A 26,949-nucleotide genomic window follows, 5' to 3' on the forward strand; every position below is an offset into this window, starting at 1 on the left:
GGCATATGCCAAAGGCCCGGTGGTAACCGGCCATGCGGTGGATCACGGCAGGATCGAATCCACATAGCCGCCGTCGACCCGCACCGCTGCACCGGTCGTCGCCGACGCCTGCGGGGAGCTCAGGTAGACCACCATGTGCGCGATCTCCTCCGGCTCGATCAGCCGCTGCAACAGGGACTGCGGCCGGTGCCTGCGCATGAACACGCGTTGGGCCTCGTCCCATGCCAGGTCCCGGTCCACCAGTTCGTGGACGAAGTCCTCGACCCCACCCGTGTGAGTGGGTCCGGCGATGACCGCGTTGACGGTGACGCCCGTCCCGGCGGCCTCCTTGGCGAAGCCGCGGCTCACTGCCAGCAGCGCCGTCTTGGACATGCCGTAGTGGATCATCTCGGCCGGGATCACGACGGCCGAGTCACTGGCGATGTACTGGACACGGCCCCAGCCGCGGCCCGTCATGCCCGGCAGGTACGCGCGGGTCAGCCGCACCGCCGCGAGCACGTTCACCTCGAAGTACCGCCGCCACTCCTCGTCCGTGATCTCCAGGGCGGGCCGCGGCTCGAAGATGCCCAGGTTGTTGACGAGGATGTCCACCTCGGGCAGCAGCTCCGCGCCCTCCCCGGTGGCGATGTCCGCGGCAACGGGGACCACCTCGGCGTCGGGGACCTCCGCCCGCAGCCGCTTCACGGCGGCCGTGACACTGTCCGAGGTGCGCCCGTTGACCGCCACCGTCGCCCCCGAGCGCGCCAGGGCGGTGGCGATCGCCGCGCCGATGCCCTGCGTCGAGCCGGTGACCAGCGCCGTCCTGCCCGTGAGATTCACCTGCATCCGCCGGTTTCCCTTCTCGCGTGCGGTCCCCCGCGTCCCATGCATCCCTTCCCGCTCCCCCGTCGCCGGAAGCGCCGGCGGGGGCGCCACCGTGCGCACACACCGCTCGTACGACGTGGAGTGCCGCACAGCGGGTACCCGGGCCTTCCGGCGCCGGGCCCCCGGGCCGGTGACCGATGTCGAGCCGTCGGAGGACAGGAGCCGTGAATATGAACGCCGGGAAGCGGGTCGTCGTCACTGGAGCCACCGGAAATGTCGGCACGAGTGTGGTGGCGGCCCTCGCCGCCGACCCCCAGATCGCATCCGTACTGGGCCTGGCCCGCAGGCTGCCCGGCTGGTCGCCGCCGAAGACCGACTGGGCCGAGGTGGATTTGCGGGACGAGGGGACCGACCTCGTCAGGCACTTCGAGGGCGCCGACGCCGTGATCCACCTGGCCTGGGCCTTCCAGCCCACGCACGACGCGGTGGCCACCTGGCGCACCAACGTCCTCGGCAGCCTCAAGGTGTTCCGGGACGTCTCCGCCGCCGGCGCGCCCGTGCTCATCCACGCCTCCTCGGTGGGCGCCTACTCGCCGGGGCCGAAGGACGGCGCGGTCGACGAGTCATGGCCCACGCACGGCTGGCCGGAGGCCGCGTACTGCCGGGAGAAGGCCTACCTGGAACGGGTCCTGGACGCCTTCGAGGCCCGCAACCCCGGGGTGCGGGTGGTGCGGATGCGCCCGGCGTTCCTGTTCAAGGAGGAGTCGGGGAGCGAACAGCGGCGGATCTTCGCCGGCCGGTTCATGCCGGGCCAGCTCGCCGGGCCCAAGACGATCCCCGTCGTCCCCGACATTCCCGGCCTGCGCTTCCAGGCCCTGCACACCGACGACGCGGCCCAGGCCTACCGGCTCGCGGTCACCAAGGATGTGAGCGGTGCCTTCAACCTGGCCGCCGAGCCGGCCCTCGACGCGCAGCAGCTCGCCGACCTCCTCGACGCCCGCGTGGTCCGGCTGCCACGGCCGGCCATCCGCGCCGCGCTGGCCGCCGGGTGGGGGCTGCGCCTGATCCCCGCCTCCCCGCAGCTCTTCGACGCCGTGCTGCGCCTGCCGATGCTGGACTGCACACGCGCCCGTGACGAGCTGGGGTGGCGCCCCGAGCGCACCTCCCTGGAAGCCATCGAGGAGATGCTGCGGGGGATGCGCAGCGGCGCCGGCATGGACACCGCCCCCCTCGCGGGCCGCAAGGCGAGCTGACCGCCCCGGCGGGGACCCGCCTCAACGGCGCTCGAACGCGGCGAAGGCCACCTCCTGGCGCCACTGCACGGCCGCCCTGGGGCTCGCGCGCAGGAACCGCGCGCACACCGGGCCCAGGGCGTGGCCGCCCGGCCGCTCGTGCCGGCACACGCGTACGGGGGTGTACGCGTGCGGGCCGGTCACCGTGCGCCAAAGGCTCCGCCCCGGCAGGAACGCGTACTCCAGCGAGGCGCGCGCCAGATCCTTCAGCTCCGGATACCCGAGCCCGTAGGTCAGCGCCGCCCGCTCGTACTCACGGCTGATGTCGGTACGCGACACCCCCGGGTCGTCGGTCGCCAGGACCACCGGGACGCCATGGCGCCGGTATGTCAGGAAGGGATGCTCCGCGCCGCGTACGCCGAGAATCTGGTCGTTGCTGGTCAGCGGCGTCTCCACGGCGATCTCGCGCTCGGCCATGGTCCGCAGCAGCCGCTCCCGGCCGGCCTCGTGGCGCACCGACACCCCGTGCCCGATCCGCTCGGCGCGACCCGTGCGTACGGCTTCCGTGATGTGGAACGTCAGCTCGCGCGGCTTCACCAGGCCCGGTACCAGCTCGCCCGCGTGGAGCGTGATGTGGGCGCGCGGGTAGCGGCGGTGCAGCAGGTCCAGCATCGACATGTGCAGGCGGTAGTCGCGCAGCGCCCGCTCGCCGTCCTCCGGCTGCACCAGGTTCACGGCGACGAACCGCTCGTCCCGCTCGGCGAGCTCCATCCCCAGCACCAGCTGCGTGAACACCCGCTCCGGCGCGCTCCCGCGGTACGCCTGGGAGATGAACCGTACGCTCAGGCCGCAGCCGGGCCCCGGCCGGGCCGTCCCGCAGCGCGCCGCCGACCGGAACTGGGCGTCGCCCGCGTCCGCCTCCGCCCGGGCCAGCGCCACCAGCCGGTCCATCCGCCCGCCCGCCAGCAGCCTGCCGTGCAGCCGGCCCAGGTCCGGATCGAACCCGACCTCGTCGGCGACCCGTTCCGCCTCGCCGGCGACCGGCGACACCATGGTCTCCAGGTGGACCTGGTTCTGGCGCGCCACCGAGTCCGCCACCTCGGCCAGCACCCGGCCGTGGCCCCGCCGGGCAACCTCCGCGAACCTGCCGAAGGTGGCGAAGAAGTGGTCGTGCCCGGGCCGGTCCGGCGGGAAGTCCTGCATCGACCAGGCCCGGACGATCCGCCGCCGGAAATCCGCGTCCACGCGCGCGTGAGCCGCCGGACGCGTCCCCGGGCCGCAGGGAGGCCGTACGGCGGTCATCGTCCTGGTGTCGACGCACAGCGCGTCCCGCCCGGCCAGCTCGATCAGGAACTCGGTCGAGGCGGCCCCGAACAGGTGGTTGTGCAGGTCGCCGCCTTTGGGCAGGGCCCGGAAGAACGCCCGCCGCGCGCCCGGCCGGTCCCGCAGCCCCGCCAGCTCCCGCGCCACCCGCCGCTCGGCCGCCGTGGCCTCCCGCTGCCCCGCCCCCTCGTGCGCGGCGGCGGCGTCCGGCACGGCGCCGGGCGGCACCGGCAGCACGGCGGCGAGCAGGACGGCGACGGCGGGCCAGGCGGCGCGTACGGAGGTCATCGCCGCATCATCGGGCGGCCCGCCCGCGCCACCGCACCCCGACAGGCGGTGGCCGATCGGTCACCACCCGCCCGGGTGACAGGTGACGCCGCCGCCCCCAGTGGGCAGACCGACAGGAGAGCGCGGGACGCCCAGGCGTCCCGACGTACACACACTGGATCAGGTGAAGGGGGCAACGGTGCCGGACAGGCGTCCTCGCGGTTATCAGCCCGACTGGCAACCACGCCCCGCGACACAGGAGTTGCTGGCCGCCGTCGAGTTCATCCTCGGCAGATATGCCGCACAGTTACCGTTGACGATACGTCAAATATGGTACGCGGCGGTGTCCCGCGGAGTCCTCGCGAAGCAGGAGCGTACGTACAAGCGTCTCGTCGACCTTCTCGGCATGGCCCGCCGCTCCGGCCGTGTCTCGTGGCTGGCGATCCGTGACGGCACGGACGCCGCCGTGGAACCCGTCGCCTATGACGGGCCCGACGAGTACCGCCGGGCCCAGCTGGACGCCGCCCGCGGCTTCCGCCTCGACCGCCAGGCAGGCCAGGAGTCCAGGCTGGAGGTCTGGTGCGGCACGGCGGGCCTGGTGCCACAACTGGCCACCGTCACCGATCCCTGGGGCGTGCCCGTGTACGCGTCCGCCGCCGGGCTCTCCGCCAGGCGCGCCGCCGCCCAGCGGGCCGCCGTGGGCGGCCACTCCTCCGTACGGATCATGGTGATCGGCGACTGGGACCCCACGGGGCTGCACCTGTTCACGGCACTCGCCGAGGACGTGACGGCCTTCGCCGCGCTCGACGCCCCCGACGTGACCATGCACTTCGACCGGCTGGCCGTCACCGAGGACCAGATCGCCGAGTTCGGCCTGCCCACGGCCCCGGTGAAGGCCAGTGACCGGCGCTCCTTCCCGGGCACGTCCACCACCCAGGCCGAGGCGCTGCCGCCCGACGCGCTGGCGTCACTGGTACGGGACGCGATCAGCCGCAGGCGCGACACCGGCATCCTGGCCGAGGTCCTGGAACGCGAGGAGGCCCAGCGGCGCGCCCTCCTGGAAGGCTTCCCGGCGTAGCGTCCATGGCGCCTGCCCGCAGCGCCGGTCCATGGCGCCCGCTCGTAGTCCCCGCCCATGAGCCCGGCCCGTAGCCCCTGCCATGGGCCCAGCCCATGAGCCCCGCACATAGGCCCGCCCTCAGCCGACCTCCTCACGGCGGTGGGTCGCCCGGCCCCGTCGTCCCGCGCAGCCGGTCGAGACGGCTGATCACCGGGGTCGCCGTCACCCCGTGCAGGGCGACCGAGGCGAGGACGGTGAAGGCCACGGCCGCCCACAGCTGCCGGTCAAGACCGGCGAAATCGTCCTGCCCCAGGGCGTACGCGAGGTAGTAGAGCGATCCGATGCCCCGCAGCCCGAACACCGCCGTGACGATCCGCTCGCGCGGCCCCGCGGCCGAGCCGAGCTGCGCCAGCCACCCGGTGACCGGGCGGACCACCAGCAATAGCAGCAGCCCGACGGCCGCCGACTGCCAGGTGAGGGCCGCGAGCCCGCCCCCGGCGACGTACCCGCCCAGGAGGAACAGCAGGAACGCGGTGAGCAGCCGCTCGATCTGCTCGGTGAACTCGTGCAGGACCTTGTGGTACCCGTGGCTGCGCTCGGCGGCGCGCAGGGCGCAGGCGGCGACGAACACCGCCAGGAAGCCGTATCCGTGCAGCAGCTCGGCGACTCCGTACGACAGGAAGGTGGCCGCCAGGGCGACGAAGCCCTCCATGTGCTCCGACAGCCGCAGCGCGGCCGCCCTGGCGCGGAAGAACATCCACCCCAGCAGCCGGCCCACCGCCACGCCCGCGACGACCCCGATCGCCACCTTGCCGAGCGCGTCGGACGGCACCCAGCCGCCGATCCACCCCGCCGACCAGCCGGTCCCCGCCGAGGCGGCGAGAGCGACGGCCGCGAGGACGAACGGGAAGGCGAGCCCGTCGTTGAGGCCCGCCTCGCTGGTGAGCGTGAAGCGCACCTCGTCCTCGTCCTCCTCCGTGTCGGTCGGCTCGCCCACCCGCACCTCCGCCGCCAGCACCGGATCGGTGGGCGCCAGCACCGCGCCCAGCAGCAGGGCCGCCGCGGGCGGCCAGTCCAGCACCGCCCAGGCGAGCACGGCGGTCACCACGATCGTGAGCGGCATCGTGACGCCCAGCAGCCGCCAGCTGCCCGCCCACGAGCGCAGCCCCGGCGGCCGGTTGATGGCCAGTCCGGCGCCCATCAGCGACACGATCACGCAGACCTCGGTGATGTGCTCCACCCACAGCCGGTCCGCCACCGGATCGACCACGGGCACCGGCAGGGGCAGCAACTGGACGGCGGCGCCCGCGGCGAGGAACACCATCGGCATGGAGAACGGACGGCTGAAGACCACCCGCGGCAGGACGGCGGCCGCCAGCGCACCGATACCCAGGCCGGCGTACACCAGGTCGGAAAAGGTCATTCAGCCAGAGTGCGCGTGGTGACCGTGAACAAACCCCCGTCCGGGTCGCGCAGGGTGGCCTGGACGCCCGGCTCGTGCTGGACCACGGTGCCGCCGTGGCGCTGCGCGGCCGACACGCACGCGTCGACGTCGCGTACCGGGAAGTGGACCTCCCAGCGGGGCCGGACCGTGGGGTCGGGCGCGGCTTCCAGAGCGCCGGAGCTGAGCCGGGCGACCACATGGCCGGCGCTGCGCAGCACGACCTCGTCCCCCTCGTACTCGACGTCGCAGCAGCCCGGCCGGCCGCAGGCCCAGTCGAAGACCTCCCCGTAGAAGATCGCGGCCTCGAAGGCGTCCCGGGTCTGGAGCCGGAGCCAGGCGGGTGCGGCGGCGCGCCAGGTCTCCCACCCGGAGAGCAGCTGGCCCTCCCAGATGCCGAAGACCGCGCCGTCCCGGTCGGCCGCGAGCGCTCCCCGCCCGACGACGAACCCGACCGGCCCGACGGCGACCGTCCCGCTGCGCTCCCTGATCCGGGCCGCCGTCTGGTCGGCGTCCTGGACGGCGAAGTACGGGGTCCAGGCGACGGCCACCTGGAGGGCGGAGGCCAGTGCCCCTATTCCGGCGACGGGGTTCCCGTCCTCCAGGGCGACGCTGAACTCCTTGCCGAGCCGTGCCGGACGGAATTCCCAGCCCAGCACCGCACCGTAGAAGTCCTGGGCGGCGTGCAGATCGCGGGTCATCAGGCTGACCCAGCAGGGGGCACCGAACACGGAGCTGCTGGACGTCACCCCTGACGCCGTGGTCGCTGTCGGCTTCCTGTTCATGTGCAAAACCGTCCCGGTGTCACCAGTGGTGCGGATGTGCAGCAGGTGTCCCTGCTCTCCCTGCTCGCTCTGCTGTCTCTTCTGCCTCTGCCCGGTGTCCATGGTTGCACTCTTTGCGGGGGATGGCCCTTCTGGTTCAGCCGCGCCGCCGGGGCGGGCGCAGGCGGGCGTGCCAGCGCCGCAGCAGCCGGGACAGGTGCCAGCGCTCCTCGTACAGCAGCCGCCCGACCAGCGCGCCGCCGAAGACGACGAAGCCGACGCCGACGAGCCACGACTGGACGACCAGGAACGTGCCGACAGGCCCGTACGCCACCGCGTTGGAGGCGATCAGCGGAGAGAACACCAGCCGGGAGAAGACCCGCAGCCCGGCCAGCCCGATCACGGTGCACACGGCCCCCGGCAGCAGGGCGCGCCAGGGCAGCCTGCCGCCCAGCAGCAGCCGTTGCGACCACCAGAAGAACAGCACCGCGCTGGCGAAGGCGAGCATCACGCGCCAGGCGAGGTCACCGCCGGTCGCGGGGCGGGAGAACACGTCCGCCGACAGCAGCAGGTAGCCGATGAGCAGGGCGAGCCAGACGCCGTGGCGCCACATCGTGTGCCAGCGGGCCGCGGGCAGCTCCCACACCTTCTCGTAGCCCGTCTGCACCACACCGCCGAACGTCAGACCGAACACGGCGAGCGCGGCGATACCGAACCCGGTGGTCGACTCCAGCGCCGCGCCCGGAGGCGCGAACAGCCGTTCCACCTCGTCCGTCGAGCCCTCCGCGACCCCGAGGCCGTCCGAGAGCCACTGGGCGAACCCGGTGCCGCCCGCCGGGTCGGCCGCCGCGATCACGATCAGCAGCGGTACGAGCGTGAGCAGCCCGAGGGCGGCGAACCCCATCGCGCGGTGCATCAGCTCCAGGTCGGTGCCGGTCCGCCAGCCGCGCCCGGCGGCCGAGCGGTGGAAGGCGCCGTGCAGCCGCCTGGGCCACCATGCGTGGGCCCCGCCGCCGGTGCCGGGAGACTTCTCGGACATGCACCTCGCATACCCGGCGGCGGCCCGCCCGGTACGGGTGGGCGCGGGGGAGGGCCCGAATGGACGCCTCCGCCCGCCTCCCGGCGCGGGCCGTCGCTACGACAGCCTGCCGTCGTAGTCCGGCAGCTTGAACGTCTTCTCGGCGTGACCGCCGGCCAGGTCCGTCGGCCGGTTGCCGATGTTGGCGATGATCGTGTACCCCTTCGCCTCGATCTCGCCGCGCTTGGCGGTCTTGTACGCGCTCACCTCGTCGAACAGGTCGGGCAGGTCGCGCACGTACAGCCCGTCGACCGGGTAGCCGGCCGCCGTGAGGTTGTACGCGGTGGGCGCGTGGAGGATGCCCGGGCGGGCGGTGACGAAGAAGACGGCCACGCCACGGGAGTCCGCGTACCGGACCAGGTCCAGGACCGGCCGGACGGCGGGCGTCGGGTACTCCCAGAAGTAGTGGAAGTCCGTCTCCAGCGACGTGTTGTCGATGTCGAGGACGACGGCGAGCTTCTCACCGGAGGGGGACGCGGTGCGCTGCTCGATGTACGGGCGGGCCTCGCCGAGGGCGGCGGCCACGTCGCGCTGCCAGGTGGCGTAGTCGACCCCGGCGAGCCGTGCGCCGGTGAAGGCGGAGCCGTTCGTGGTGGCGACCTGAGGGGCGGAGGCGGAGGCGGGGGCGGCCGTGGCGGTGGTGGCGGTGGTGGCCGTGGTGACGGCGATGGCGGCCATGGTGAGCGCCACCTGTGTTCTCCATCGAGCTGCGTGCATGGGGGGTTCAACTCCCGGGGGATGGGGACCGGTGAAAGCGTTGGCATGCTCGCGCTCAATAGTGGACGGAACAAGGCGTTCCATCTACTGGTCGGTAGCCATTTGGTGGGGCCATGAGATCGGCTCGCCATGAGCCGCGATCCCCAGGCCGGGCGTCGGCGTCAGGGGCGGAGAAGGGTCTCCAGGACGGAGTCCAGATAGGCCGGGTCCGATGGGAGGGTCTCCGGCACCGCGTGGGCCAGTTGGGTGTGGCCCAGGTAGGACGTGTACGCCAGCAGGCCGCGCCGGGCCGCTGTCGGTGGCGGGAAGCCCAGGTCCTCGAAGAGGCGGGCGACGTAGCCGATCCGGCGCTCCGTCACCCGGCGCAGGGCGGCGGCGACATGGGGGTGGCCCGCGTCCGCCAGGAGCGAGACCTCCAGGGGGTCGTTCACTGCTTCCGCCATCACCGTCCGGAACAGCGTGCGCAGCCGGGTCTCCGGGTCGGGCCGCCGTTCCGTGGCCTCGATGATCCGCTCCGTGGAGGTCTCCTCCCATCGCTCCAGCGCCGCCTCGACGAGCGCGTCGCGGCCGCTGAAGTGCCAGTAGAAGCTGCCCTTCGTGGTGCCCAGCCGGGCGGCCAGCGGCTCGACCGCGACGGCCGCCAGGCCGCCGCCCTCCGCCATGGCCGCGAGGGCCGCGTCGGCCCAGTCCTGGACGGTGAGCCTCTTACGGGCGCGGGCCGGTCGTTCGCGCGTCATGACCGTACGGTAGCGTACGGAAAAACATACGCTCCCGTATGGAGGTGCGGCATGCGCACGGTACGCAACGTCCACGCCCGTGTCATCGAGGCCCCCGCCGGGCGGGTGGGCGCCCTGCTCGACCGGATCGCCGCCGACGACGACCCCCTCTTCCCCACCCCCGCCTGGTCACCCATCAGGTTCGACCGGCCCCTCGGCGTCGGCGCCGACGGCGGTCACGGACCGGTCCGGTACCGGGTCACCGCGTACACCCCGGGCCGTAGTGTCCGGTTCGACTTCGCACCGCCCTCGAACGGCCACCACCGGCTCGACGTCGAGTCCCTCGGCCCCGGCCGCTGCCGCATGGTGCACACCCTGGAGCAGCGGCAGGGACCGGGGCAGGCGCTGGTCTGGTCGCTCCTGGTGCGCGCCGTCCACGACACGGTCGTCGAGGAGCTGCTCGACAACGCCGAGCGCGCCGCCACCGGCCGCACCGCCGCCCGCCCCGCCACCAGGACGCCACGGGTCCGGCTGCTGCACCGTCTGGGGTACGCCCGGCCCGCCGCCGCCCCGGTACCCGCCTCGGCGCGGCTCGCCCGCACCGCGTTCGCCCGCCCCGACTTCACCGACGCCTGGCGCCTCCCGCTCGCCCCCGGTATGGACCGCGACCCGCGCGCCTGGCGCGGCGTGCTGCCCTTCCCCGTCAAGGCGGTCGAGGGCGACGAACTCCTGCTCGGCGAGGACGCGGGCCACCTCGACTTCCGCGCCTCCCTCCTCGTCGACCAGGAGGGCGTCACCCTCAGCACGGTCGTCAAGACCCACAACCGCCTCGGCCGGCTCTACTTCGGCGTCGTGCGCCAGGTGCACCCGTTCATGGCCCGGCGGATGCTCCGCCGGACCCACCGCAGGCTCGCGCTCTCCGCGCCCACGGCCGGGGAGCGGCACTGGGCGCGGGAGACCACCCGCCGCTGAGGGCCGACCCGGCGCTGAGGGTCAGAGCCGGCAACCGGCCAGCAGCGCCGCCGGACCGGCCCCGGCCGGCATGGGCACGGTCCGGCCGGCCGGCGGGCGGTGGCCGCGCCCGAGCCAGTCCTCCAGGGCCGTGAACGCCGAGCGGTGGCACGGCACCAGCGGCCGGAGCCGGTCGGGGAAGGCGTCGACCAGGGCATCGGTGTGGGTACCGCCCTCGACGCGGTAGTAGCGGTGCAGGCCGCCGCGCCCCGCTTCCCGCACCATCCGGGCGTACACGTCCGAGTCCTGGCTGATGGGCAGCAGCACGTCCAGCGTGCCGTGCACGGTGATCAGCGGCTTGCCGATACGGCCCGTCAGCGCGATGCGGTCGACGGCCTGCCGGACCTCTTCCGGACGGGCGCCGTAGTCGTAGTCCGCGTCCGCCCCGGTGTAGCCCGGATCCAGCTCCTCCCGGTAGACGCGCTGTGTCAGGCCCCAGTAGTACGTGTGGTGGTACGGCCACAGGAACTCGGACCCGGCCGGGTAGCCGGCGGCGTGCATCGCGTCGCGGGCCGCCCCGGCGGCCGGACCGCCCGCCTCGTACACCGGGTAATGGCGCAGCGCGGGCGGCAGGAAGGTGAACAGGTTCGGACCCTCGGCGCGCCACAGGGTGCCCTCCCAGTCCACGCCGCCGTCGTACAGCTCCGGATGGTTCTCCAGCTGCCAGCGCACGAGATAGCCGCCGTTGGACATGCCGGTGGCGAGGGTGCGGGCGAGGGGCCGGTGGTAGTGCTGGGCCACCACCGCGCGGGCGGCGCGCGTGAGCTGCGTCAGGCGCGTGTTCCACTCGGCGATGGCGTCACCGGGTACGCGTCCGTCGCGCTGGAAGGACGTACCCGTATTGCCCTTGTCGGTGGCGGCGAACGCGTACCCGCGCGAGAGCACCCAGTCGGCGATGGTTCGGTCGTTGGCGTACTGCTCACGGTTGCCCGGGGTCCCGGAGACGACCAGGCCGCCGTTCCACCGGTCGGGCAGCCGGATGACGAACTGCGCGTCGTGCTTCCAGCCGTGGTTGGTGTTGGTGGTGGAGGTGTCGGGGAAGTACCCGTCGATCTGGACGCCGGGCACCCCGCTGGGAGTGGGCAGGTCCTTGGGCGTGAGGCCGGCCCAGTCGGCCGGGTCGGTGTGGCCCGAGGCCACGGTCCCGGCGGTGGTCAGCTCCTCCAGGCACGCCACCTGCTGGTGCGCTGCCCCCGGGACCCGGAGGGAGCCGGGGCAGTCGGCCTTCCGCTCCCGCGCAGCGGCCGCCGCGACGCAGCCGTCGTCGGCGAGCGTGTAGTAACCGGCGGGGGATTCCCTCAGGGTGTGCGTGACGAACGTGTTGTACAGGCCCATGGCCTGGTTCGAGCCCTTGGCGTACGTGTAGCCGCCGGTCGTCGTCGCCCGCCCCGCCTGCACGTGCTGGTAGTTGTTCCCCGTCCAGCAGGCGGCCGGGGCGCCCCCCGAGGTCCGCGCGGTGACCGTGGCGGACAGGGCGCCGGGCCGGCCGTCGGCGCCCCGGGCGGCCACCGCGTACGTGTGGGCCGAGCCGGGCGCGAGGCCCGTGTCGGTGAACGGCGGAGCGGTGGGCGTCGCCACCGGCGTGCCGTCGCGGTGGACCGTGTAGCCGGTGGCGCCGCTGACGGCCGACCAGTCGAGGGTGATCGTCGACGCGGTGGCGCCGGTGGAGACCAGGCCCGTCGGCGCGGGCAGCGCGCCCGACCCCGGGGGATCACCGGCGGAGTCCAGGCCGAAGAAGTCCACGATCCAGTGGCCGGCGCAGATCGTGTCGAGGAAGTACGCGGCCGTGGCACCGCACTGCTGGGGCCCCGTCCCGGGATCGACCGGGGTTCCGTGGCCCATGCCCGGCACCCGGTCGACCTCCACGGCGACCGTCCCGTCCGCGGCCACGTACTGCTCCTGGCGTGTGGAGTTGGGCCCGATGACGGCGGTACGGGTGGGTGTCTGCGACAGGCCGTGCAGCGCCGTCCACTGGTCGCGCAGCTCGTCGGCGTTGCGCGGCACCACCGTGGTGTCCCGGTCACCGTGCCAGATCGCCACCCTCGGCCACCGCCCCGTCCACGACGGGTGGGCGTCGCGCACACGCTGCGCCCACTGGGCGGGGGTGAGGTCCACACCGGGGTTCATGCAGGAGTACGCGGCGGCCGTGTCCCTGGCGCAGTCGTAGGGCAGCCCCGCGACGACCGCGCCGGAGGCGAAGACATCCGGGTAGGCGGCGAGCATCACCGAGGTCATCGCGCCCCCGGCGGACAGGCCCGTCACATGGACCCGCCGCGCGTCCGCGCCATAGGCGGACACGGCGTGCGCGACCATCTGCCGGATCGACGCCGCCTCGCCCTGGCCGCGGCGGCTGTCCGACGTCTGGAACCAGTTGAAGCACTTGTTGAGGTTGTTCGACGCGGTCTGCTCGGCCAGGACCAGCAGGAAGCCGTGCCGGTCGGCGAACTGCGCCAGGCCGGAGTTGTCCGCGTAGACCTGCGCGCTCTGCGTGCACCCGTGCAGCGCGACCACCACGGGCGGCGCGGCGGGCAGGGACGCGGGACGGTACACGTACATGTTCAGGGCGCCGGGGTTCGCCCCGAAGGCGGTCACCCGGGTGAGACCGACGGCGGCGTGGGCGGCGGGCGCCGGTGCGGTGAGGCCGGCGGCGACGGCCAGGACCAGGACGGTCACCGTGGCGAGCAGCCCGCGCAGACGTCTCGGTGGGGCCCCGCCTCCGGGGCGCGTACGGCGGAAGAACGACGGGGGCATGGCGGCTCCTCGGACACATACCGGCGGGTTCCCCGCACCGTAGGGCTCCCGGATACCGGCCGGTATGTCAGCGCGCACCACACTGGGGACCGCACCGGGCGGAGGCCGGGGGATTGCGCCGAGCCGCCCCGCCTGCTAGTCGCGCCGAGCCCCGTGGCAGCGTGCTGGGCGGGCTGCGCGCACCGCACCGGATCATGCCCCGTACACTCGTCCACCGCTGCCCGCAGCGGCGGTGAGCGATCAACAGACGTCTTCGGAAAGGTATTTCGACATGGACTCCGCCGTGCGAGGCGACGCGCCGATCTACGACAGCCTCATCGAGGAGCGCGGCGACGTTCCCGCCGACGTGCGCCGCGTGGCCGAGGAGACGCTCCGGCAGCTGACCCGGGCACTGGACTTCGGTGCCGTGGGCCGCTCACCGGGCTACCCGGGCATGGGCTTCCCGCCCCCGGCATCCATATGAGCGGGGGCGGGAAGCCGCCGATGCTGCACGGCCGGCCGCCGTGGTTCAGGGCTGTTCGTCGATGAGCCCGCACACCCAGGCCAGCGCGTCGTGCACGCCACGGACCTGGGCCGCGCGCTCGGCGCTCTCGGTCGGGTCCCCCAGCTGCACCACGGCCGCGTCCAGCTCCGCCGTGAGCAGGTGGCTGGACGGCACGCGGCCGGTGCCGGCGGCCCCCGTCACCGGGGCTTCGGCGGCCCGCCCGAGCGCCCACTCGAAGGCCGCCACAGCGCCGAGCGAGAACGGCGTCCGCAGCCCGGGCGTGGCCGCCTTGTGCTCCAGCCGCTGGTACGCCGCCTCGACCTGGGCCCGGGGCTTGGTGCCGATCAGCACATCCTGGTTACGTTCGGAATCCACTGCCATACATATATGTCTCACCGCAGCGGCCGATGCGATGCCCCGAAATGCGAAATTCCTTGAGGTTCAGGGCAGGGTCCATTTCTGATTGGGTCCGGTGTGGCAGGTCCACAGGTGCAGGCGGGTGCCGTCGTTCCACGTCCCGCCCTCGGCGTCGAGGCACTTCCCGGACTGGGGGTTGCGTACGGTTCCGTCGGCCTGGGGCTGCCACTGCTGGGCTCCGGTGCCGTTGCAGGTCCAGAGCTGGATCTTCGTACCGTCGGCGGTGCCGCCGCCGCTGACGTCCAGGCACTTGTTCAGCGCCCGCAGGGTGCCGTCGCCGGGCAGGGTCCACGCTTGCGCGGCGGTGGCGTTGCAGGTCCACAGCTGGATCTGGGTGCCGTCGGCGGTCGCACCATTGGCGACGTCCGCGCACTTGCCGTTCACACCCTTCACCGCACCCGTCCGGGGACCGGTGCTTCCCGTGGTGAAGCGGAAGTCGTCCACGTCGAACAGGGAGCCAGCACCTCCCTTGAAGACGAGGTACAGCGTCGTCGTACCGGCGGGCCGGTTGGTGAGCGCCGTGGAGACCTCCTGGAACGTCTCCCAGCCGCCCGTCACCGGCACCGTCGCCGTACCCAGCAGGGTTCCGGTGAGTGAGCCGGCCCGTACCTCGAGGGTGCCGCCGACACCGCCGGAGGAGACGCGGGCGGTGAACCGGGTGGCGTCGTCGAGCGCGTACGGAGTGAAGGAGATCCAGTCGCCGTTGTCGATGTGGCCGACCGTCTTCCCGCCGTGGGCGGGGGTGTGCGTGACGACCTGGACGCCCGACGAGCCGCCGTAGTGCTCGGCCTGCCGGTGGCTGGGCTGGCTGATGTTCTGGTCGTGCGTGGTCAGCGCGGGCTGGCCGTTCGCGCCCTTGTCGGTGTACTCCGCGTCCCAGACGCCGAAGATGTTGGCGTTCGGGTCGTGCTCGCCGTCCGCGATGGTCTGCACGGTGCCGGAACAGCCGGTCGCGGAGGTCTGCGGGTGGCCGTGGCTGTCGTGCCCGATGATGAAGGTGACCTTCACCTTCGTACAGTCCACGGTGCCGTCCTCCGGGTCGGAGACCGTGACCTTGAACGGAACGGCCGCGCCCGGGTCGATGATCCGGCCGTCGATCGGCAGCTCCAGCTTCACGGTCGGCGCCGTGTTGCCGACGGTCACCTGGACGGAGGCGGTGGCGCTGCGGCCGGTGCCGTCCGAGACGGTGACGGTGGCGGTGTACTGCCCGTTGGCCGTGTACGTGTGGGAGGGGTTGGCGGCCGTCGAGGTGGCGCCGTCGCCGAACTTCCAGGCGTACGTCAGCGGGTCGCCGTCCGGGTCGGAGCTGCCCGCCGAGGAGAACGCCACGGTCAGCGGCGCCTGCCCGGAGGCGCGGTCGGCCTTGGCCTGGGCGACGGGGGAGCGGCCCGTGGTGACGTGCTCGATGCGGTACAGGGCGGAGTTGGCGTCGCCGTTGAAGTAGCCGGTGCCGTAATCCAGGACGTAGAGGGCCCCGTCCGGGCCGAAGGCCATGTCCATCACCTGGGTGCCGTTCCAGGGGAAGGGGTTGATGGACTGGACGGTGCCGTCGGTGCCCTGCGCGATGCGCTTGATCCATTTGCGGCCGAACTCGCCGGCGAAGAAGTTCCCGTCGTAGCTCTGCGGGAACTTCACGTCCGACGTGGAGGCGGCGTCGTAGCGGTAGACCGGCCCGCCCATCGGCGACTCCGAGCCGCTGCCGAACTCCGGTACCGAGCCGCCGTCGTACGGGATCCAGGCGGGCTGCGCCGGAGGAAGGTCGGTGAGGCCGGTGTTGCGCGGCGAGGTGTTCTTCGGGGCCGCGCAGGTGAACTTGGCGCCGGTCGTGCCGGTGGCGAAGTCATGGTCGCCGTACGCGTCGTTCTTCCCGGCGCAGTACGGCCAGCCGAAGTTGCCGGCCTTGGTGATGCGGTTGAACTCCACCTGTCCGGCCGGGCCGCGGGTCGGGCTCGCGGTGCCGGCGTCGGGGCCGTAGTCACCGACGTACACGATGCCGGTGGGCTTGTCGACGCTCATCCGGAAGGGGTTGCGGAAACCCATGGCGTAGATCTCGGGGCGGGTCCTCGCGGTGCCGGGGGCGAAGAGGTTGCCGGAGGGGATGGAGTACGAGCCGTCCGCGTTGACCTTGATGCGCAGCACCTTGCCCCGCAGGTCGTTGGTGTTGCCCGACGAACGCTGGGCGTCATAGGCGGGGTTGCGGGAGGCGCGTTCGTCGATCGGGGTGTAGCCGTCGGAGGCGAAGGGGTTGGAGTCGTCGCCGGTGGAGAGGTACAGGTTGCCCTGGGCGTCGAAGTCGATGTCCCCGCCCACATGGCAGCAGATCCCGCGCGAGGCCGGTACGTCGAGGACCATCCGCTCACTGGCCGGGTCGAGGGTGCCGTCCGCGCGGAGGACGAAGCGGGACAGGCGGTTCACCCCGTCGAAGGGGGCGAAGTCGGCGGCCGTGCCGTCACCGGGGGCGTCGCCGCCCGGTGTGGTGAGCTTGGGCGCGTAGTACAGGTAGATGTGGCGGTTGGAGGCGAAGCCCGGGTCCACACCGACGCCTTGAAGGCCCTCCTCGTCGTGGGAGTAGACGTCGAGCTTGCCCGACACCTTCGTCGTACCGGCGGCGTCGGTGAGCCGCAGGGTGCCGTCGCGCGAGGTGTGCAGGACGGAGCGGTCCGGGAGGACCGCCATGGTCATCGGCTCGCCGGTCTCCGCCACGCCCTTGGCGAGGGTCACCTGCTGGAACTCCTCCGCCACCGCGGCGGTGCCGCCGTGGGCGGCCGCGGTGGCGGGGGAGAGGAAGGCCGCGGCGAGTGCCGCGGTGAGGACGAGGGCCGGCCCCCGGCGGGGCCGATACGGTCGTGTGCGCACAGGAGTCTCCCGGGAACGGTGGGGGAAGCCCGGCGGTCCGGGGTGTGGGACCGCAGGGGGAACACAGGGGGAGCACAGGCGCGCGCCGTCGCGCCGGAAGGTCGCCGGTCACGGCTCATGACCGGTTCGTTTCAAGGAAGTTAGCGGGCTTGGTCCGGTCGCGTAACCCCTTTCGCATCGGCTTTCGCAACTTCTTCCTCGGTCAGGACAAAGGGCCGGCGGCCCGCCTGGAGAGGCGGGCCGCCGGTGGAACGAGGGTCGTGGAGCGGGTGCTCAGAACACGCTCACGCCGTAGGCGCTCAGCGCCTCGGTGACCGGCTGGAAGAACGTGGTGCCCCCGCTGGAGCAGTTGCCGCTGCCGCCGGAGGTCAGGCCGAGCGCGGTGCCTCCCGAGAACAGCGCGCCGCCGCTGTCGCCCGGTTCGGCGCAGACGTTGGTCTGGATCATGCCGTAGACGACGTCGCCGCCGCCGTAGTTGACGGTCGCGTTCAGGCCGGTGACCGTGCCGCCGCGCAGGCCGGTCGTGCTGCCGCTGCGCTGGACGGACTGGCCGACGTACGCGTTGCCCGCGCCCGTGATGTCGCGGTAGCCGCCGTTGTACAGGTACACGCGGCCGTCCGCCGCCGAGGCGTTGGAGTGCCGGATGATGCCGTAGTCGTTGTTCGGGAAGCTGGAGCCCGTACGGGATCCGAGTACGGTGGTGTTGGAGGAGTTGGTGTACCAGGTGCTGCCGATGTTGGTGCAGTGACCGGCCGTCAGGGCGTAGTAGGTGCTGCCGCTGCGGACGTTGAAGCCGAGCGAGCAGCGTCCGCCGCCCACGTAGATGGCCTGGCCGCCCGCGATGAGCTTGGTGAACTTCCCGGGGGTCCGCTTGATGTCCAGGGCGCCGGCACGGTTGCCGACGGCCTCTTTGACGCGGGCGAGTTCGGCGGCCGAGACGGTGGAGTCGGCCGTGACGACGAGCTTGCCGGTCTTCGCGTCCGTGTACCAGGCGGTGCCCGGTACGTCGGCGTTCAGGACGGCGTCGCTCGCCTGGGCCAGCTGGGCGGCGCTCGCCGGCGCGCCGTCGCGCGGGGCGGCGCCGGCGCTCGGTGCCGCAAGCGCGGAGGCGGCCATGAGAGCGGCTGCGACGGCGGTCAGCCGCGCGCCTCTCGCGATGCCGCCGAGGGGGGTGAAGCGCTTGAAGTTCACTGCATCCTCCGGTGGGGGATCCATGGCCCGCTGGGTGGGCGGGCTCGACAGGGCGCCGGCAGGGCGGTACGCGACGGATGGTTTCCGTCATGTGCCTGACAAGCGACGCGGTAGGAATCCTGGGCTCCGGTCGGGTGCGTGGGCAAGATCGCCTTTTGGCCGGGCTACGCGCGTCCTTCGGCCGCGTGCTCTGGCGCGCTCCGGACAGGCTCGCTGCGGCACACCGGGCGCCATGATCCGGCTTCCCGCGGCGGCCGGTTGCTGTGCGTGGAGCGGTGGGGAGCAAAGGCAGGGAAGTGTTTGCTGATCGTTCATCAGCTCGCTAGTGGTGCGGGTGGGGCCAGGTGAGCGCCGGTGAGCGCGTGGCCGTGGCGGACGGCAGTCGAATGCGCCGTTCGAGCAGTTCAACGTTTAACGGAACGTCGGTGCGGGGGTGCGGTGGCGGAAGCGGGCGGCGCCCGTCCCCAGGGACGCCGACGGGGGAGATGGCAGTCGGCGGTTGCAGTGGCTCCCGCAATCCGGACGCCACGGAGCCAGGAAGGCCCTTCGGCGGTGATGGCGCGATGGGACCTGCGCCGCCCAAGGAGCGGCGGCCGCCCGTCGTGGACCTCGCGGACGCACGCGCCACTTCCCGCGCGTCTCCTTATGTGCCCATCACTCCCGTTCGCCCGGCCCGCCCGCGTGTCCGGATCCAGTCCCTGCCTCTCCCCGCCCGGTCCTTCGGACGCCGCTGCCTGCACACGGGGTGCACCGGGTGTAAAGAGCCCGGCCGCGAGGAAGTCGGGAAGCACCGGCGAAGCCGGGTGGGGGAGAGGCGAAGGAGAGTCATGAAGGACCGCGACCACAAACCCGAAACCGCCGCCGAGGAGCTCCTGGACGAGTTCGAGGAAGCCGAGCTGCGCCTCGACGACGGGGGCCCGGACGAGCACGACAAGGAAGCCGCGGACACGCTCACGCCCAGTGAGACGGGTCAGGAGTCGGTGCAGAACGACAAGCACCGCCGCGGCGGGAAGGCCTCCTGACGGCGAACGCCCCGACCGGCGGCCCGCACACCAGCCCGTGCCCGGGCGGCCCGCCCACCGGCCCGTGCCCGGGCAGGCCGTACACACGCCCAGGTACGGCCCGCTCGGGCCTGCACGCTCCGCCCCGGTCCTGCCCGCATCGCCGGGGCACGACGCCTGCCCGCGCAGGGGCCGACCTGGGCCCCGTGCCGCCGGGCCCGCCCGCCCCGCCCAGGCCTGCACGTGCCGGGCGCCGCCCTGGCGCGGCCCACGCGCCGACCGCCTGCCCGCGCACGGCCCGCCTAGGTTGCTGTCTGTGACGCCGCGGCCGCGGGGCGCAGGTCCGCCAGGCTCAGCTGGTGTGCCGGGCGGTCCGGCACGGCGGTACGGCTGCTGACGCCGAGGTCCGGCCCCACATGGAGCAGCTCACCCGGCTCCATGAGCCGCCAGCGCGGATTGTCGTCCATGCGCTCGCTGGCGACGACGACCGCCGGGGCGCCGGCCAGGTCCCAGGAGTGGACGCGCATGCGGCCCCCGGCGCCGCTGTGATCGAGGTGCCGTTCGCCGTGGTGACCACCGGGCGGGCGGTGCAGGACGTACAGGCGGTGCGTGTCGGGGTAGCGCAGCGCCCAGAGCTCGTCGCGGGTGATGAGGACCAGGTTGAGGGCGTAGAGCGGCAGGTGGCGGGCGACCCAGCGGGCCGCGTGCCCGATGCCCGCGGCGACATCGCCGCCATGGGCCCGGATGCCCCGGGTGATCAGCGCGAAGAAGCGCTCCGAGTCGGTGTCCCCGGCCACCAGCGCCCGGTCCTCGCCCAGCTCCGCGTCGAGCGCCTCCGACTCCTCGATGACCCCGTTGTGGGCGAAGAGCCGCCCCTCCTGAAGGAAGGGATGGGTGTTGCGGGCCTCCAGGCCGCCCGTGGAGGCGAAGCGCACATGAGCGAGGAACGTGGCGGAACGGACCCGCCTGGCCTCCTCGGCGAAGGCGCGGTCCCGGAAAGCGGCGATGGGTGCCTTGTCCACCCGTGGGGTGCCGTCCTCGTCGAAGTGGCCGAGGCCGGTGCCGTCGGGGTCGCGCAGGCTCTGGTCCCGGAGGCTGTCCGGGGCGTCCAGCAGCCAGAAGGTGGCACGCGTGCGGCGGGGGGCGCTGCTCAGCCCGAACAGCCGGCACATGCGGGGCTCCTCTCCGTCGGGGGGCGGCGTTCAGTGCCGGCCGGGCTGCCTCGGGTTCCTGGTCTCGGCGCCGTGGGCGAAACTCCCCGCGTCGTCGGCGTCCCGCTGGGGTCCGGGCTGGCGCTCCAGCCGCGCCAGGACGCGACGCAGGTCCTCCAGGAGCAGGTCGGCCAGGTCGTGGCCGAAGCCGTTGCGCACGACGACACGCAGCACCGCGAGGTCGGTACGGTTCCGGGGAAACGTGTACGCGGGCACCAGCCAGCCGCGCTCCCGCAGGGCCGCCGACACGTCGTACACGCTGTACGCGTCGACGCCCTCCCGGATGCGGAAGGCGAACACCGGTGCCTGCCCGCCATCGGTGACCAGCTCGAACGGCCCCAGCTCGGCGATGCGCCCCGCCAGGCGCACCGCGACGTCCCGGCAGGTCTGCTGCACCCGGCGGTAGCCGTCGAACCCCAGCCGCAGGAAGGTGTAGTACTGCGCGACCACCTGGGCGCCGGGCCGGGAGAAGTTCAGCGCGAAGGTCGGCATGTCCCCGCCCAGGTAGTTGACGTGGAAGACGAGGTCGTCGGGGAGCGCGTCGGCGTCCCGCCACAGCGCCCAGCCGACCCCCGGCATGACCAGTCCGTACTTGTGCCCGGACGTGTTGATGGACGCCACCCGCGGTAGCCGGAAGTCCCACTCCAGGCCGGGATCGACGAAGGGCGCGATCATCGCCCCGGAGGCGCCGTCCACATGGACCGGCACGTCCACACCCGTGCGCGCCGCCAGACCGTCCAGGGCGGCCGCGATGTCCGCGACGGGCTCGTAGCTGCCGTCGAACGTCGAACCCAGCACGGCGACGACCCCGATGGTGTTCTCGTCGCACAGCTCGACCGCGGTCTCCGGCGTCAGGTGGTACCGGTCGCCCTCCATGGGGACGTAGCGGGGCTCCACCTCGAAGTAGTCGGCGAACTTCTCCCAGCAGATCTGTACGTTGACGCCCATCACCAGGTTGGGCCGGTCCACGGACCTGCCCGCCGCCCGGCGACGGTGCTGCCAGCGCCGCTTGAGGGCCAGCCCTGCAAGCATCGCCGCCTCGCTCGACCCGGTGGTCGAGCAGCCGATCACCTGGTGGGGGTCCTCGGCGTGCCAGAGGCGGGCCAGCATCTGCACGCACCGCGTCTCCAGCTCCGCCGTCTGCGGGTACTCGTCCTTGTCGATCATGTTCTTGTCGGCGCACTCGGCCATCAGGCGCTGCGCCTGCGGCTCCGCCCACGTACTGACGAAGGTCGCCAGGTTCAGCCGCGCGTTGCCGTCCAGCATCAGCTCGTCGTGCACCAGCTGGTAGGCGGTGTCCGGATCCATCGACTCGTCGGGGAGGGCGAGGCGCGGAACCGTGACGGGCTCCCGGCTGAAGAGCGGGTTGAGCTGGAGGTCGCGGCTGCGGCGTACGTCGTGCCGGGACCGGCTCGGATGGTTCAGGGGCATCGCTCGGCGTCCTTCCACACGGATCGGCCCGTGCCTTCATGCGCCTTCCCCGCCCTTCGGCGCCCGGCCCGCACGCGGCGGCCATTCCCCCCGGAATGGACCACCGGCGACGCGCCGAGGCGAGCCGCCTACCGGCCCACCACGAGACGGCGTGCGGCCGTACGCGCGGTGCGCAGTGCCGACGCGCGCCCGCTGCCGTGCTGGCTGAGCACGACCCGCGTGCTCAGCCCGTCCAGCAGCGCCAGGAGCATGTCCGCCCGTTCCGGGACCTCCGGCTCCGGAATGGTGAAACGTCCCTGAGCCGCCCCCTTGGCGAGCAGGGCCTCCAGGTCGGCCTGCCAGCCCCGGTCCAGTTCCTCCTGCGCCGCGCGCAGCGGCCCCTCCCCGGTCGTACGGGCCCACAGCTCGATCCACACGGTCCAGCGCGGGTCGCGCGGGCCGCGCGGCAGATACAGCTCCAGGAACTGGTCGAGCTTCCGCTCGGCGGTCGTACGGCGGGCGAGCAGCGCCCGCCGCTCCTCGGCGAGTGCCGTCTCGCTCCAGCGCAGCGCCTCCAGCAGCAGCCGGTCCTTGCTGCCGAAGTAGTACAGGATGTGGCCGCCGCTGGTGCCCAGGCGTTCGGCGAGCGCCGCCATGGTCAGGGACGCCAGACCGTCCTCGGCGATGGCCGCCATCGCCGCTTCGAGGATCCGCTCCTGCGTGATGCGCCCGTCCCGCCGCCGTGCCGTTCCCGCGCCTGTCACTGTCCGGCCTCCGCCCTCCTGCCCGCCCACTGCCCATGGACCTTATCCCGAAGGAGACGCCCAGGGCCTTGACGGGCTCCCGCCCATGCTCCATCTTGAATGCCGTTCTAACTCTTAGAACGGCATTCAAAGTATGGGAGGGGCGGATGGTGACCGGACTCGGCACAGGCGTCGCGAGCGACGAGGTCTTCCACGTCGAGACGCACGGGATCGATCCGATCCCCGACAGCGACCGGCACGGCAGCCCGAAAGACCTGTTCTGGCTCTGGTTCGGCTCCAACCTGACCTTCACCTACGTCATCAACGGCGCCCTCGCCGTCGCCTTCGGCCTGTCCTTCTGGCAGTCCACCGCCGTCGTCGTCATCGGCGGCCTGGCCTTCTTCGTCGTCAGCGCCGCAGGCCTCAGCGGCGTACGCACCGGAACCGCGACCCTCGTCATCTCACGAGCCGCCTTCGGCCACCGTGGCAACGTCCCCGCCGGATTCCTCAACTGGGTCGTCAGCATCGGCTACACCATCGTCAACACCGTGGTCGGAACCCTCGCCCTGGAGGCGTTCTTCACCGACCTCGGGTGGCAGGCCCCCGGAGACACAGGCCGCGCCCTCGCCCTGCTGACCACCCTGGCCCTGACCTTCACGGTGGCCATGTGGGGTCACGCCACCGTGCAACTCGCCGAGCGCTGGCTGGCCTACGTCCTGGCCGCCGGTTTCGGCGCCTTCCTGCTGTTCAGCCTCCCCCAGGCCGACCTCGCCGCCCCCGCGGCAGCCGACGCCGGTGTGTCCGCGTGGAGCTGGGCCCTCGTCGTCGCGCTCGCCGGCCCGTTCTCGTACCTGCCGATGCCCGCCGACTACACGCGCTACCTGCCCCGCCACACCCCGCTGCGCGCCATTACCTGGACCGGAGCGCTCGGCGGCTTCCTCTCCTCCGTGGCCCTCGGCATCGGCGGCGTGGCCGCCGCGACCAGCACGGACATGACCGACGCGGTGGCGGGCGCCGAAAGCCTGCTGCCGGGATGGTTCCAGCCGCTCTTCCTGATCCTCGTCCTGGGCGGCTCCGTCACCAACTCGATCATCACGCTCTACTCCTCCGGCCTCAACCTCCAGGTCCTCGGCATACCGTGGCACCGCGCCAAGGCCCTCCTCATCAGTGCGGCCGTCACCGCTGCCGGCTCACTGGGCGCCCTCTTCCTCGCCGACTTCACCGCGTCCCTGCTCGGCTTCCTGTCGCTCCTGATCATCGTGTTCGCTCCCTGGAGCGGCGTCTTCCTCGCCGACATGCTGCTGCGCCGCTGCTCGTACGACACCGATGCCCTGGGGGCCGGCCGTACGGGCGCGTACTGGTACCGCTCCGGCTACCACCCCGCCGGAATGACCGCCCTCCTCGCCGGACTGGTGTTCGCGGCCCTCACCTGCGACTCGGAGCTGTGGCCCGGCCCGCTCGTCGAACCCCTCGGCGGCGCCGACCTGACACCCCTCGGCGCGGTCGTCTCCGGCCTCGCGTACTGGGCCCTGACCCACCGCACCACCCGCCCGTCCACCGCGCGCTGACCTTCCATCCACCCCTTCAGGAGTACCGCGAACATGCCCACCACCGCCCCCGCCGACCTCGTCCTGCGCGGCGCCCGCATCCACACCGTCGACCCCCGCCTCCCCGAGGCCCAGGCCCTCGCCGTACGCGACGGGCGCATCGTCCACGTGGGTACGGACGCCGATGCCGACCGGTTGACCGGCCCGGACACCCGGGTGATCGAGGCGGGCGGAAAGCTGGTCCTGCCGGGCTTCATCGACGCGCACAACCACGTACGCCTCGGCTCCGACGACGCCTGCGTCCAGCTCGCGGGCGCCACCACGCTCACCGCGATCCACGAACGCGTCACCGCCTGGCTCGCGGACCACCCGGAGGCGGACTGGGTCGAGGCCGAGGGCTTCGACTACTCCGCCATGCCCGGCGGCCGGATGCCGCACGCCCGGGACCTCGACCCCGTCACCGGCGACCGGCCCGCCCTCGTCCTCAGCTACGACGTCCACACCGCGTGGCTCAACACCGCGGCCCTCCACCGGCTCGGCATCGACCGGCACCGCACCAGCCTCCCCTTCGGCGACGCCGACACCGACCCCGCCACCGGAGAACCCACCGGATTCATCCGCAACTTCGCCGTCAAGGGCCTCTCCCGCGACGGCCACCGCGCCCTGAAGGAGCTCGGCGTGCCCTGGGCGTCCCCGGACCGGCAGTACGGGCGGCTCCTGCAAAGCCTCGACGACGCCGTCCGCTTCGGCATCACCACCGTCGTCGAACCGCAGAACTCCCTCGACGACCTGGCCCTCTTCACCCGCGCTCGCGCCGAAGGCCGCCTCAGGTCCCGCCTCGTCGCCGCCCTGTTCCACCCGCGCGGCACCACCGACGCCGACCTCGACGCGTTCGAGGCCGCCGCCCGGCGCTTCGACGACGACCGGATGCGCGTCGGACCCCTCAAGCTGTACATCGACGACGTCGTCGAACCGCGTACCGCCGCCCTCCTCGAACCGTACGCCGGCTGCCGCCACCACCGCGGCGACACCTACTACCCGCCCGAGGAGTTCGCCGACCTCCTCACCCGGCTCGACGCCCGGGGCTTCCAGTGCTTCGTGCACGCCACCGGCGACCGAGGCATCCGCACCGTCCTCGACGCCGTCGCCCACGCCCGTGACGTCAACGGCCCGCGCGATGCCCGCCACCAGATCGTGCACGTCGAGTGCCTCGACCCCGACGACGTACCGCGCTTCGCCGAGCTGGGCGTGGTGGCCTGCATGCAGCCGCGGCACTGCGCGCCCGAGATCGCCGGGCCCGGCCAGGACTGGGCCGAGAACATCGGCGCCGGACGCTGGCACAAGGCGTGGCCCATGCGCAGCCTCCACCGCGCGGGCGCGGCCCTCGCCTTCTCCAGCGACTGGAACGTCGCGGAGATGGACCCCATGATCGGCCTCTACACCGCCGTCACCCGCCGCCCCCTCGCCGGGGGAGAGCCGTGGCGCCCCGAGGAGACCGTCGACATGGAGACCGCCGTGCACGGCTACACCATGGGTTCCGCGTACGCCAACTTCCTCGAGCACGAACTGGGTTCACTGACCGCCGGGAAGCTCGCCGACTTCGTCGTCCTGTCCCGCGACATCCTCGACGCCGAGCCGCACGACATACCCGGCACGGTCGCCGAAACCGTCGTGGTCGGCGGGGAGGTCGTGCACACGACGGCCCCGTGACCCATCCCGGGCCCGTCCCGGCGGATCAGTGCTCGTGATCGTGGTCATGGCCCTCGACGCTCACCGCCGACGGCGGCGCCGCCTCCTCGCCCAGCTGCTGCCGGGCCTCCGCCAGCAGGTCACCGGCCTTCAGCCGCGCCTCCTCGGCGGCGGAGCCCAGCCAGCGCCCTGCCACGATCCCGCCCGCCATGCCGTTCACCAGCGCCTTGCGGACGGCGGGCCTCGCCGTCGGCGCGGCCTTGACGGCCCCTCGGAGGACCAGGCCCCCGACGACCCCGGACACGGCGTGATGTGCCAGCCTGCCGACGACCGCACCGGCGACTGTGACGGGATGCATGGCGGCCTCCTTCGTCGTGGACGCGGAACCTCCCACTCCAGTCTGGCACCGCCCCGCCACCGACGCCCGGGACGAGCCCTCCGTACGGCTCCGTACCTGGCCGGCCACCGAACGCGACGGGAACGGCGGGTATGCGCCACCGCACGTGACGGGTTTCGCGCCGACCGGTGCGCGGGCCCGGTCAGTGCCTATACGGTCCGCCCATGGACGACTGCGAGTTGACCAAGGGCATCGACACATGCGCGCCGCCCGACCAGTTCGTGCGACTCCGGCTGGCCGCCTACGACGCGGCCGCGGACGCCGGCATCTCCTGGGCCCTGAAGGGACAGCCACCGCGCCGGGCCGAAGTGCGCATCGCGAGCGAACTCCACCAGGACATCCAGGCGGCGCGGGCCGCCTGGGGCGCGCCCGAAACCACCGACGACCACTGGCCACAGCTGGTGCGCAGACTGCACAGCCTGCTCCACATCAGCCACCTCATACCCGCGCTGCTGGACACCAGCGGCGGCCAGGACCTCGACGCGGACCTGGTCCAGGCGCTGCGGACGGCAGCCGTCATGTGCGGCGGCTTCGACCGGCCGCTGACCGAGCTCGAGGAGTCCCTCCGCGACTCCTCAGCCCACCGGCACGGCCGCGCATCCGACCCCGATCTCCTGGCGGCCGCGTCCCGGCACGCCCTGACCGCCCTGCTCCTCCTGGACAAACAACTGCTGTCGAAGATCGCCGCCCGCGGGAACACCCCCTAGATGTGCTGTCTGGAGAGGTTGGTGCCGCGGCTGGCAGGTGTTTGGCCGCCGATGCCGGTGTGGGGTCGGTGGTAGTTGTACCAGTGGAGCCAGTCGGTGAATGCTTCCATGCGCTCGTGGTCTGAGGAGTAG

Annotated in this window: 23 protein-coding genes and 2 pseudogenes; 8 read left to right on the forward strand and 17 right to left on the reverse strand. The window is 72.9% G+C overall.

All coding sequences use genetic code 11. The features are described from left to right. Positions 1-42 precede the first annotated feature (42 nt). Positions 43-825: an SDR family oxidoreductase gene (locus tag BKD26_RS27160; protein WP_084903249.1), complete on the reverse strand. Its 783-nt coding sequence runs from the start codon at positions 823-825 to the stop codon at positions 43-45. A 203-nt stretch (positions 826-1,028) separates the two neighbouring features. On the opposite strand from BKD26_RS27160, the gene BKD26_RS27165 reads away from it, so the two are divergent. Beyond that, positions 1,029-2,057 carry an SDR family oxidoreductase gene (locus BKD26_RS27165; protein WP_084903252.1) on the forward strand — a complete coding sequence of 343 codons (1,029 nt, stop codon included), beginning with the start codon at positions 1,029-1,031 and terminating at the stop codon, positions 2,055-2,057. 21 nt (positions 2,058-2,078) lie between these two features. Here BKD26_RS27165 and BKD26_RS27170 read toward each other — a convergent pair whose 3' ends face one another. Further along, positions 2,079-3,647 (reverse strand): hypothetical protein, encoded by a 1,569-nt coding sequence (locus tag BKD26_RS27170; RefSeq protein WP_084903254.1) that lies wholly within the window; start codon positions 3,645-3,647, stop codon positions 2,079-2,081. A gap of 322 nt (positions 3,648-3,969) precedes the next feature. On the opposite strand from BKD26_RS27170, the gene BKD26_RS39375 reads away from it, so the two are divergent. Continuing rightward, entirely contained in the window at positions 3,970-4,704 is a 735-nt protein-coding gene (locus tag BKD26_RS39375; protein WP_107418020.1) for a hypothetical protein, read from the forward strand. Positions 4,705-4,837: 133 nt separating this feature from the next. On the opposite strand, the gene BKD26_RS27185 is transcribed toward BKD26_RS39375, so the two are convergent. The 5 genes from BKD26_RS27185 to BKD26_RS27205 form a co-directional block, all read right to left on the reverse strand. Beyond that, the gene (locus BKD26_RS27185) at positions 4,838-6,109 is read right to left on the reverse strand and encodes a cation:proton antiporter (RefSeq protein WP_084903261.1); all 1,272 of its coding nucleotides are present in this window, start codon (positions 6,107-6,109) and stop codon (positions 4,838-4,840) included. Then, the gene (locus BKD26_RS27190) at positions 6,106-6,912 is read right to left on the reverse strand and encodes a VOC family protein (protein ID WP_084903363.1); all 807 of its coding nucleotides are present in this window, start codon (positions 6,910-6,912) and stop codon (positions 6,106-6,108) included. Before BKD26_RS27190 ends, BKD26_RS27185 begins: the two co-directional genes overlap by 4 nt. A 136-nt stretch (positions 6,913-7,048) precedes the next feature. Further along, on the reverse strand, positions 7,049-7,930 hold the full coding sequence (locus BKD26_RS27195; protein ID WP_084903264.1) for a YhjD/YihY/BrkB family envelope integrity protein: 882 nt from the start codon (positions 7,928-7,930) through the stop codon (positions 7,049-7,051). A gap of 96 nt (positions 7,931-8,026) precedes the next feature. Beyond that, entirely contained in the window at positions 8,027-8,686 is a 660-nt protein-coding gene (locus tag BKD26_RS27200; RefSeq protein ID WP_084903267.1) for an HAD family acid phosphatase, read from the reverse strand. 161 nt (positions 8,687-8,847) lie between these two features. Beyond that, positions 8,848-9,423 (reverse strand): TetR/AcrR family transcriptional regulator, encoded by a 576-nt coding sequence (locus tag BKD26_RS27205; protein WP_084903269.1) that lies wholly within the window; start codon positions 9,421-9,423, stop codon positions 8,848-8,850. 51 nt (positions 9,424-9,474) lie between these two features. Here BKD26_RS27205 and BKD26_RS27210 point away from each other — a divergent pair, with 51 nt between their 5' ends. Further along, the gene (locus BKD26_RS27210) at positions 9,475-10,374 is read left to right on the forward strand and encodes a DUF2867 domain-containing protein (protein WP_084903271.1); all 900 of its coding nucleotides are present in this window, start codon (positions 9,475-9,477) and stop codon (positions 10,372-10,374) included. Positions 10,375-10,395: 21 nt separating this feature from the next. Here the strand turns inward: BKD26_RS27210 and BKD26_RS41625 are convergent. Together BKD26_RS41625 and BKD26_RS39380 are read right to left on the reverse strand one after the other, a co-directional pair. Further along, positions 10,396-11,619, reverse strand: a pseudogene (locus BKD26_RS41625) (tannase/feruloyl esterase family alpha/beta hydrolase); the annotation flags it as partial. 84 nt (positions 11,620-11,703) lie between these two features. Next, a pseudogene (locus BKD26_RS39380) lies at positions 11,704-12,969 on the reverse strand (PHB depolymerase family esterase); the annotation flags it as partial. Positions 12,970-13,435: 466 nt separating this feature from the next. On the opposite strand from BKD26_RS39380, the gene BKD26_RS27220 reads away from it, so the two are divergent. Further along, on the forward strand, positions 13,436-13,627 hold the full coding sequence (locus BKD26_RS27220; protein ID WP_084903276.1) for a hypothetical protein: 192 nt from the start codon (positions 13,436-13,438) through the stop codon (positions 13,625-13,627). 45 nt (positions 13,628-13,672) lie between these two features. Here BKD26_RS27220 and BKD26_RS27225 read toward each other — a convergent pair whose 3' ends face one another. From BKD26_RS27225 to BKD26_RS27235, 3 genes are all read right to left on the reverse strand, one after another. Next, positions 13,673-14,023, reverse strand: coding sequence for a hypothetical protein (locus BKD26_RS27225; RefSeq protein WP_241518867.1), 351 nt, complete (start codon positions 14,021-14,023; stop codon positions 13,673-13,675). A 66-nt stretch (positions 14,024-14,089) separates the two neighbouring features. Continuing rightward, the gene (locus BKD26_RS27230; protein ID WP_084903281.1) at positions 14,090-16,921 is read right to left on the reverse strand and encodes a PQQ-dependent sugar dehydrogenase; all 2,832 of its coding nucleotides are present in this window, start codon (positions 16,919-16,921) and stop codon (positions 14,090-14,092) included. 273 nt (positions 16,922-17,194) lie between these two features. Further along, the gene (locus BKD26_RS27235; protein ID WP_084903284.1) at positions 17,195-18,112 is read right to left on the reverse strand and encodes a S1 family peptidase; all 918 of its coding nucleotides are present in this window, start codon (positions 18,110-18,112) and stop codon (positions 17,195-17,197) included. Between the two features lie 827 nt (positions 18,113-18,939). On the opposite strand from BKD26_RS27235, the gene BKD26_RS27240 reads away from it, so the two are divergent. After that, positions 18,940-19,134 carry a hypothetical protein gene (locus tag BKD26_RS27240; RefSeq protein ID WP_084903286.1) on the forward strand — a complete coding sequence of 65 codons (195 nt, stop codon included), beginning with the start codon at positions 18,940-18,942 and terminating at the stop codon, positions 19,132-19,134. 281 nt (positions 19,135-19,415) lie between these two features. On the opposite strand, the gene BKD26_RS27245 is transcribed toward BKD26_RS27240, so the two are convergent. From BKD26_RS27245 to BKD26_RS27255, 3 genes are all read right to left on the reverse strand, one after another. Further along, positions 19,416-20,285 (reverse strand): class II glutamine amidotransferase, encoded by an 870-nt coding sequence (locus tag BKD26_RS27245; protein ID WP_084903289.1) that lies wholly within the window; start codon positions 20,283-20,285, stop codon positions 19,416-19,418. Between the two features lie 30 nt (positions 20,286-20,315). After that, positions 20,316-21,755 carry a glutamate decarboxylase gene (locus BKD26_RS27250; RefSeq protein ID WP_084903292.1) on the reverse strand — a complete coding sequence of 480 codons (1,440 nt, stop codon included), beginning with the start codon at positions 21,753-21,755 and terminating at the stop codon, positions 20,316-20,318. 128 nt (positions 21,756-21,883) lie between these two features. Further along, on the reverse strand, positions 21,884-22,498 hold the full coding sequence (locus BKD26_RS27255) for a TetR/AcrR family transcriptional regulator (RefSeq protein ID WP_241518868.1): 615 nt from the start codon (positions 22,496-22,498) through the stop codon (positions 21,884-21,886). A 146-nt stretch (positions 22,499-22,644) separates the two neighbouring features. Between BKD26_RS27255 and BKD26_RS27260 the strand changes: the two genes are divergently transcribed. Beyond that, positions 22,645-24,045 (forward strand): cytosine permease, encoded by a 1,401-nt coding sequence (locus BKD26_RS27260; RefSeq protein WP_084903295.1) that lies wholly within the window; start codon positions 22,645-22,647, stop codon positions 24,043-24,045. Positions 24,046-24,078: 33 nt separating this feature from the next. After that, positions 24,079-25,734, forward strand: coding sequence for an amidohydrolase (locus BKD26_RS27265; protein WP_084903297.1), 1,656 nt, complete (start codon positions 24,079-24,081; stop codon positions 25,732-25,734). Between the two features lie 25 nt (positions 25,735-25,759). Here the strand turns inward: BKD26_RS27265 and BKD26_RS27270 are convergent, their stop codons facing one another. Then, positions 25,760-26,071, reverse strand: coding sequence for a DUF1490 family protein (locus BKD26_RS27270; protein WP_084903300.1), 312 nt, complete (start codon positions 26,069-26,071; stop codon positions 25,760-25,762). A gap of 203 nt (positions 26,072-26,274) precedes the next feature. On the opposite strand from BKD26_RS27270, the gene BKD26_RS27275 reads away from it, so the two are divergent. Then, positions 26,275-26,817, forward strand: a complete 543-nt coding sequence (locus BKD26_RS27275) for a hypothetical protein (RefSeq protein WP_084903302.1) — start codon at positions 26,275-26,277, stop codon at positions 26,815-26,817. On the opposite strand, the gene BKD26_RS27280 is transcribed toward BKD26_RS27275, so the two are convergent. Then, on the reverse strand, positions 26,814-26,949 hold a 136-nt coding region (locus tag BKD26_RS27280), incomplete at its 5' end, for an integrase core domain-containing protein (protein WP_143662717.1). The two genes, BKD26_RS27275 and BKD26_RS27280, sit on opposite strands and share 4 nt — an antisense overlap.

The organism is Streptomyces sp. CB03238, assembly GCF_002099185.1.
Taxonomy (GTDB): Bacteria; Actinomycetota; Actinomycetes; order Streptomycetales; family Streptomycetaceae; genus Streptomyces.

Coding starts and splice junctions, on each gene's coding strand:
- BKD26_RS27160 (WP_084903249.1), bottom strand. CDS start 825: ATGCAGGTGAATCTCACGGGCAGGACGGCGCTGGTCACCGGCTCGACG.
- BKD26_RS27170 (WP_084903254.1), bottom strand. CDS start 3,647: ATGACCTCCGTACGCGCCGCCTGGCCCGCCGTCGCCGTCCTGCTCGCC.
- BKD26_RS27185 (WP_084903261.1), bottom strand. CDS start 6,109: ATGACCTTTTCCGACCTGGTGTACGCCGGCCTGGGTATCGGTGCGCTG.
- BKD26_RS27190 (WP_084903363.1), bottom strand. CDS start 6,912: ATGAACAGGAAGCCGACAGCGACCACGGCGTCAGGGGTGACGTCCAGC.
- BKD26_RS27195 (WP_084903264.1), bottom strand. CDS start 7,930: ATGTCCGAGAAGTCTCCCGGCACCGGCGGCGGGGCCCACGCATGGTGG.
- BKD26_RS27200 (WP_084903267.1), bottom strand. CDS start 8,686: ATGCACGCAGCTCGATGGAGAACACAGGTGGCGCTCACCATGGCCGCC.
- BKD26_RS27205 (WP_084903269.1), bottom strand. CDS start 9,423: ATGACGCGCGAACGACCGGCCCGCGCCCGTAAGAGGCTCACCGTCCAG.
- BKD26_RS27210 (WP_084903271.1), top strand. CDS start 9,475: ATGCGCACGGTACGCAACGTCCACGCCCGTGTCATCGAGGCCCCCGCC.
- BKD26_RS27220 (WP_084903276.1), top strand. CDS start 13,436: ATGGACTCCGCCGTGCGAGGCGACGCGCCGATCTACGACAGCCTCATC.
- BKD26_RS27240 (WP_084903286.1), top strand. CDS start 18,940: ATGAAGGACCGCGACCACAAACCCGAAACCGCCGCCGAGGAGCTCCTG.
- BKD26_RS27245 (WP_084903289.1), bottom strand. CDS start 20,285: ATGTGCCGGCTGTTCGGGCTGAGCAGCGCCCCCCGCCGCACGCGTGCC.
- BKD26_RS27250 (WP_084903292.1), bottom strand. CDS start 21,755: ATGCCCCTGAACCATCCGAGCCGGTCCCGGCACGACGTACGCCGCAGC.
- BKD26_RS27260 (WP_084903295.1), top strand. CDS start 22,645: ATGGTGACCGGACTCGGCACAGGCGTCGCGAGCGACGAGGTCTTCCAC.
- BKD26_RS27265 (WP_084903297.1), top strand. CDS start 24,079: ATGCCCACCACCGCCCCCGCCGACCTCGTCCTGCGCGGCGCCCGCATC.
- BKD26_RS27270 (WP_084903300.1), bottom strand. CDS start 26,071: ATGCATCCCGTCACAGTCGCCGGTGCGGTCGTCGGCAGGCTGGCACAT.
- BKD26_RS27275 (WP_084903302.1), top strand. CDS start 26,275: ATGGACGACTGCGAGTTGACCAAGGGCATCGACACATGCGCGCCGCCC.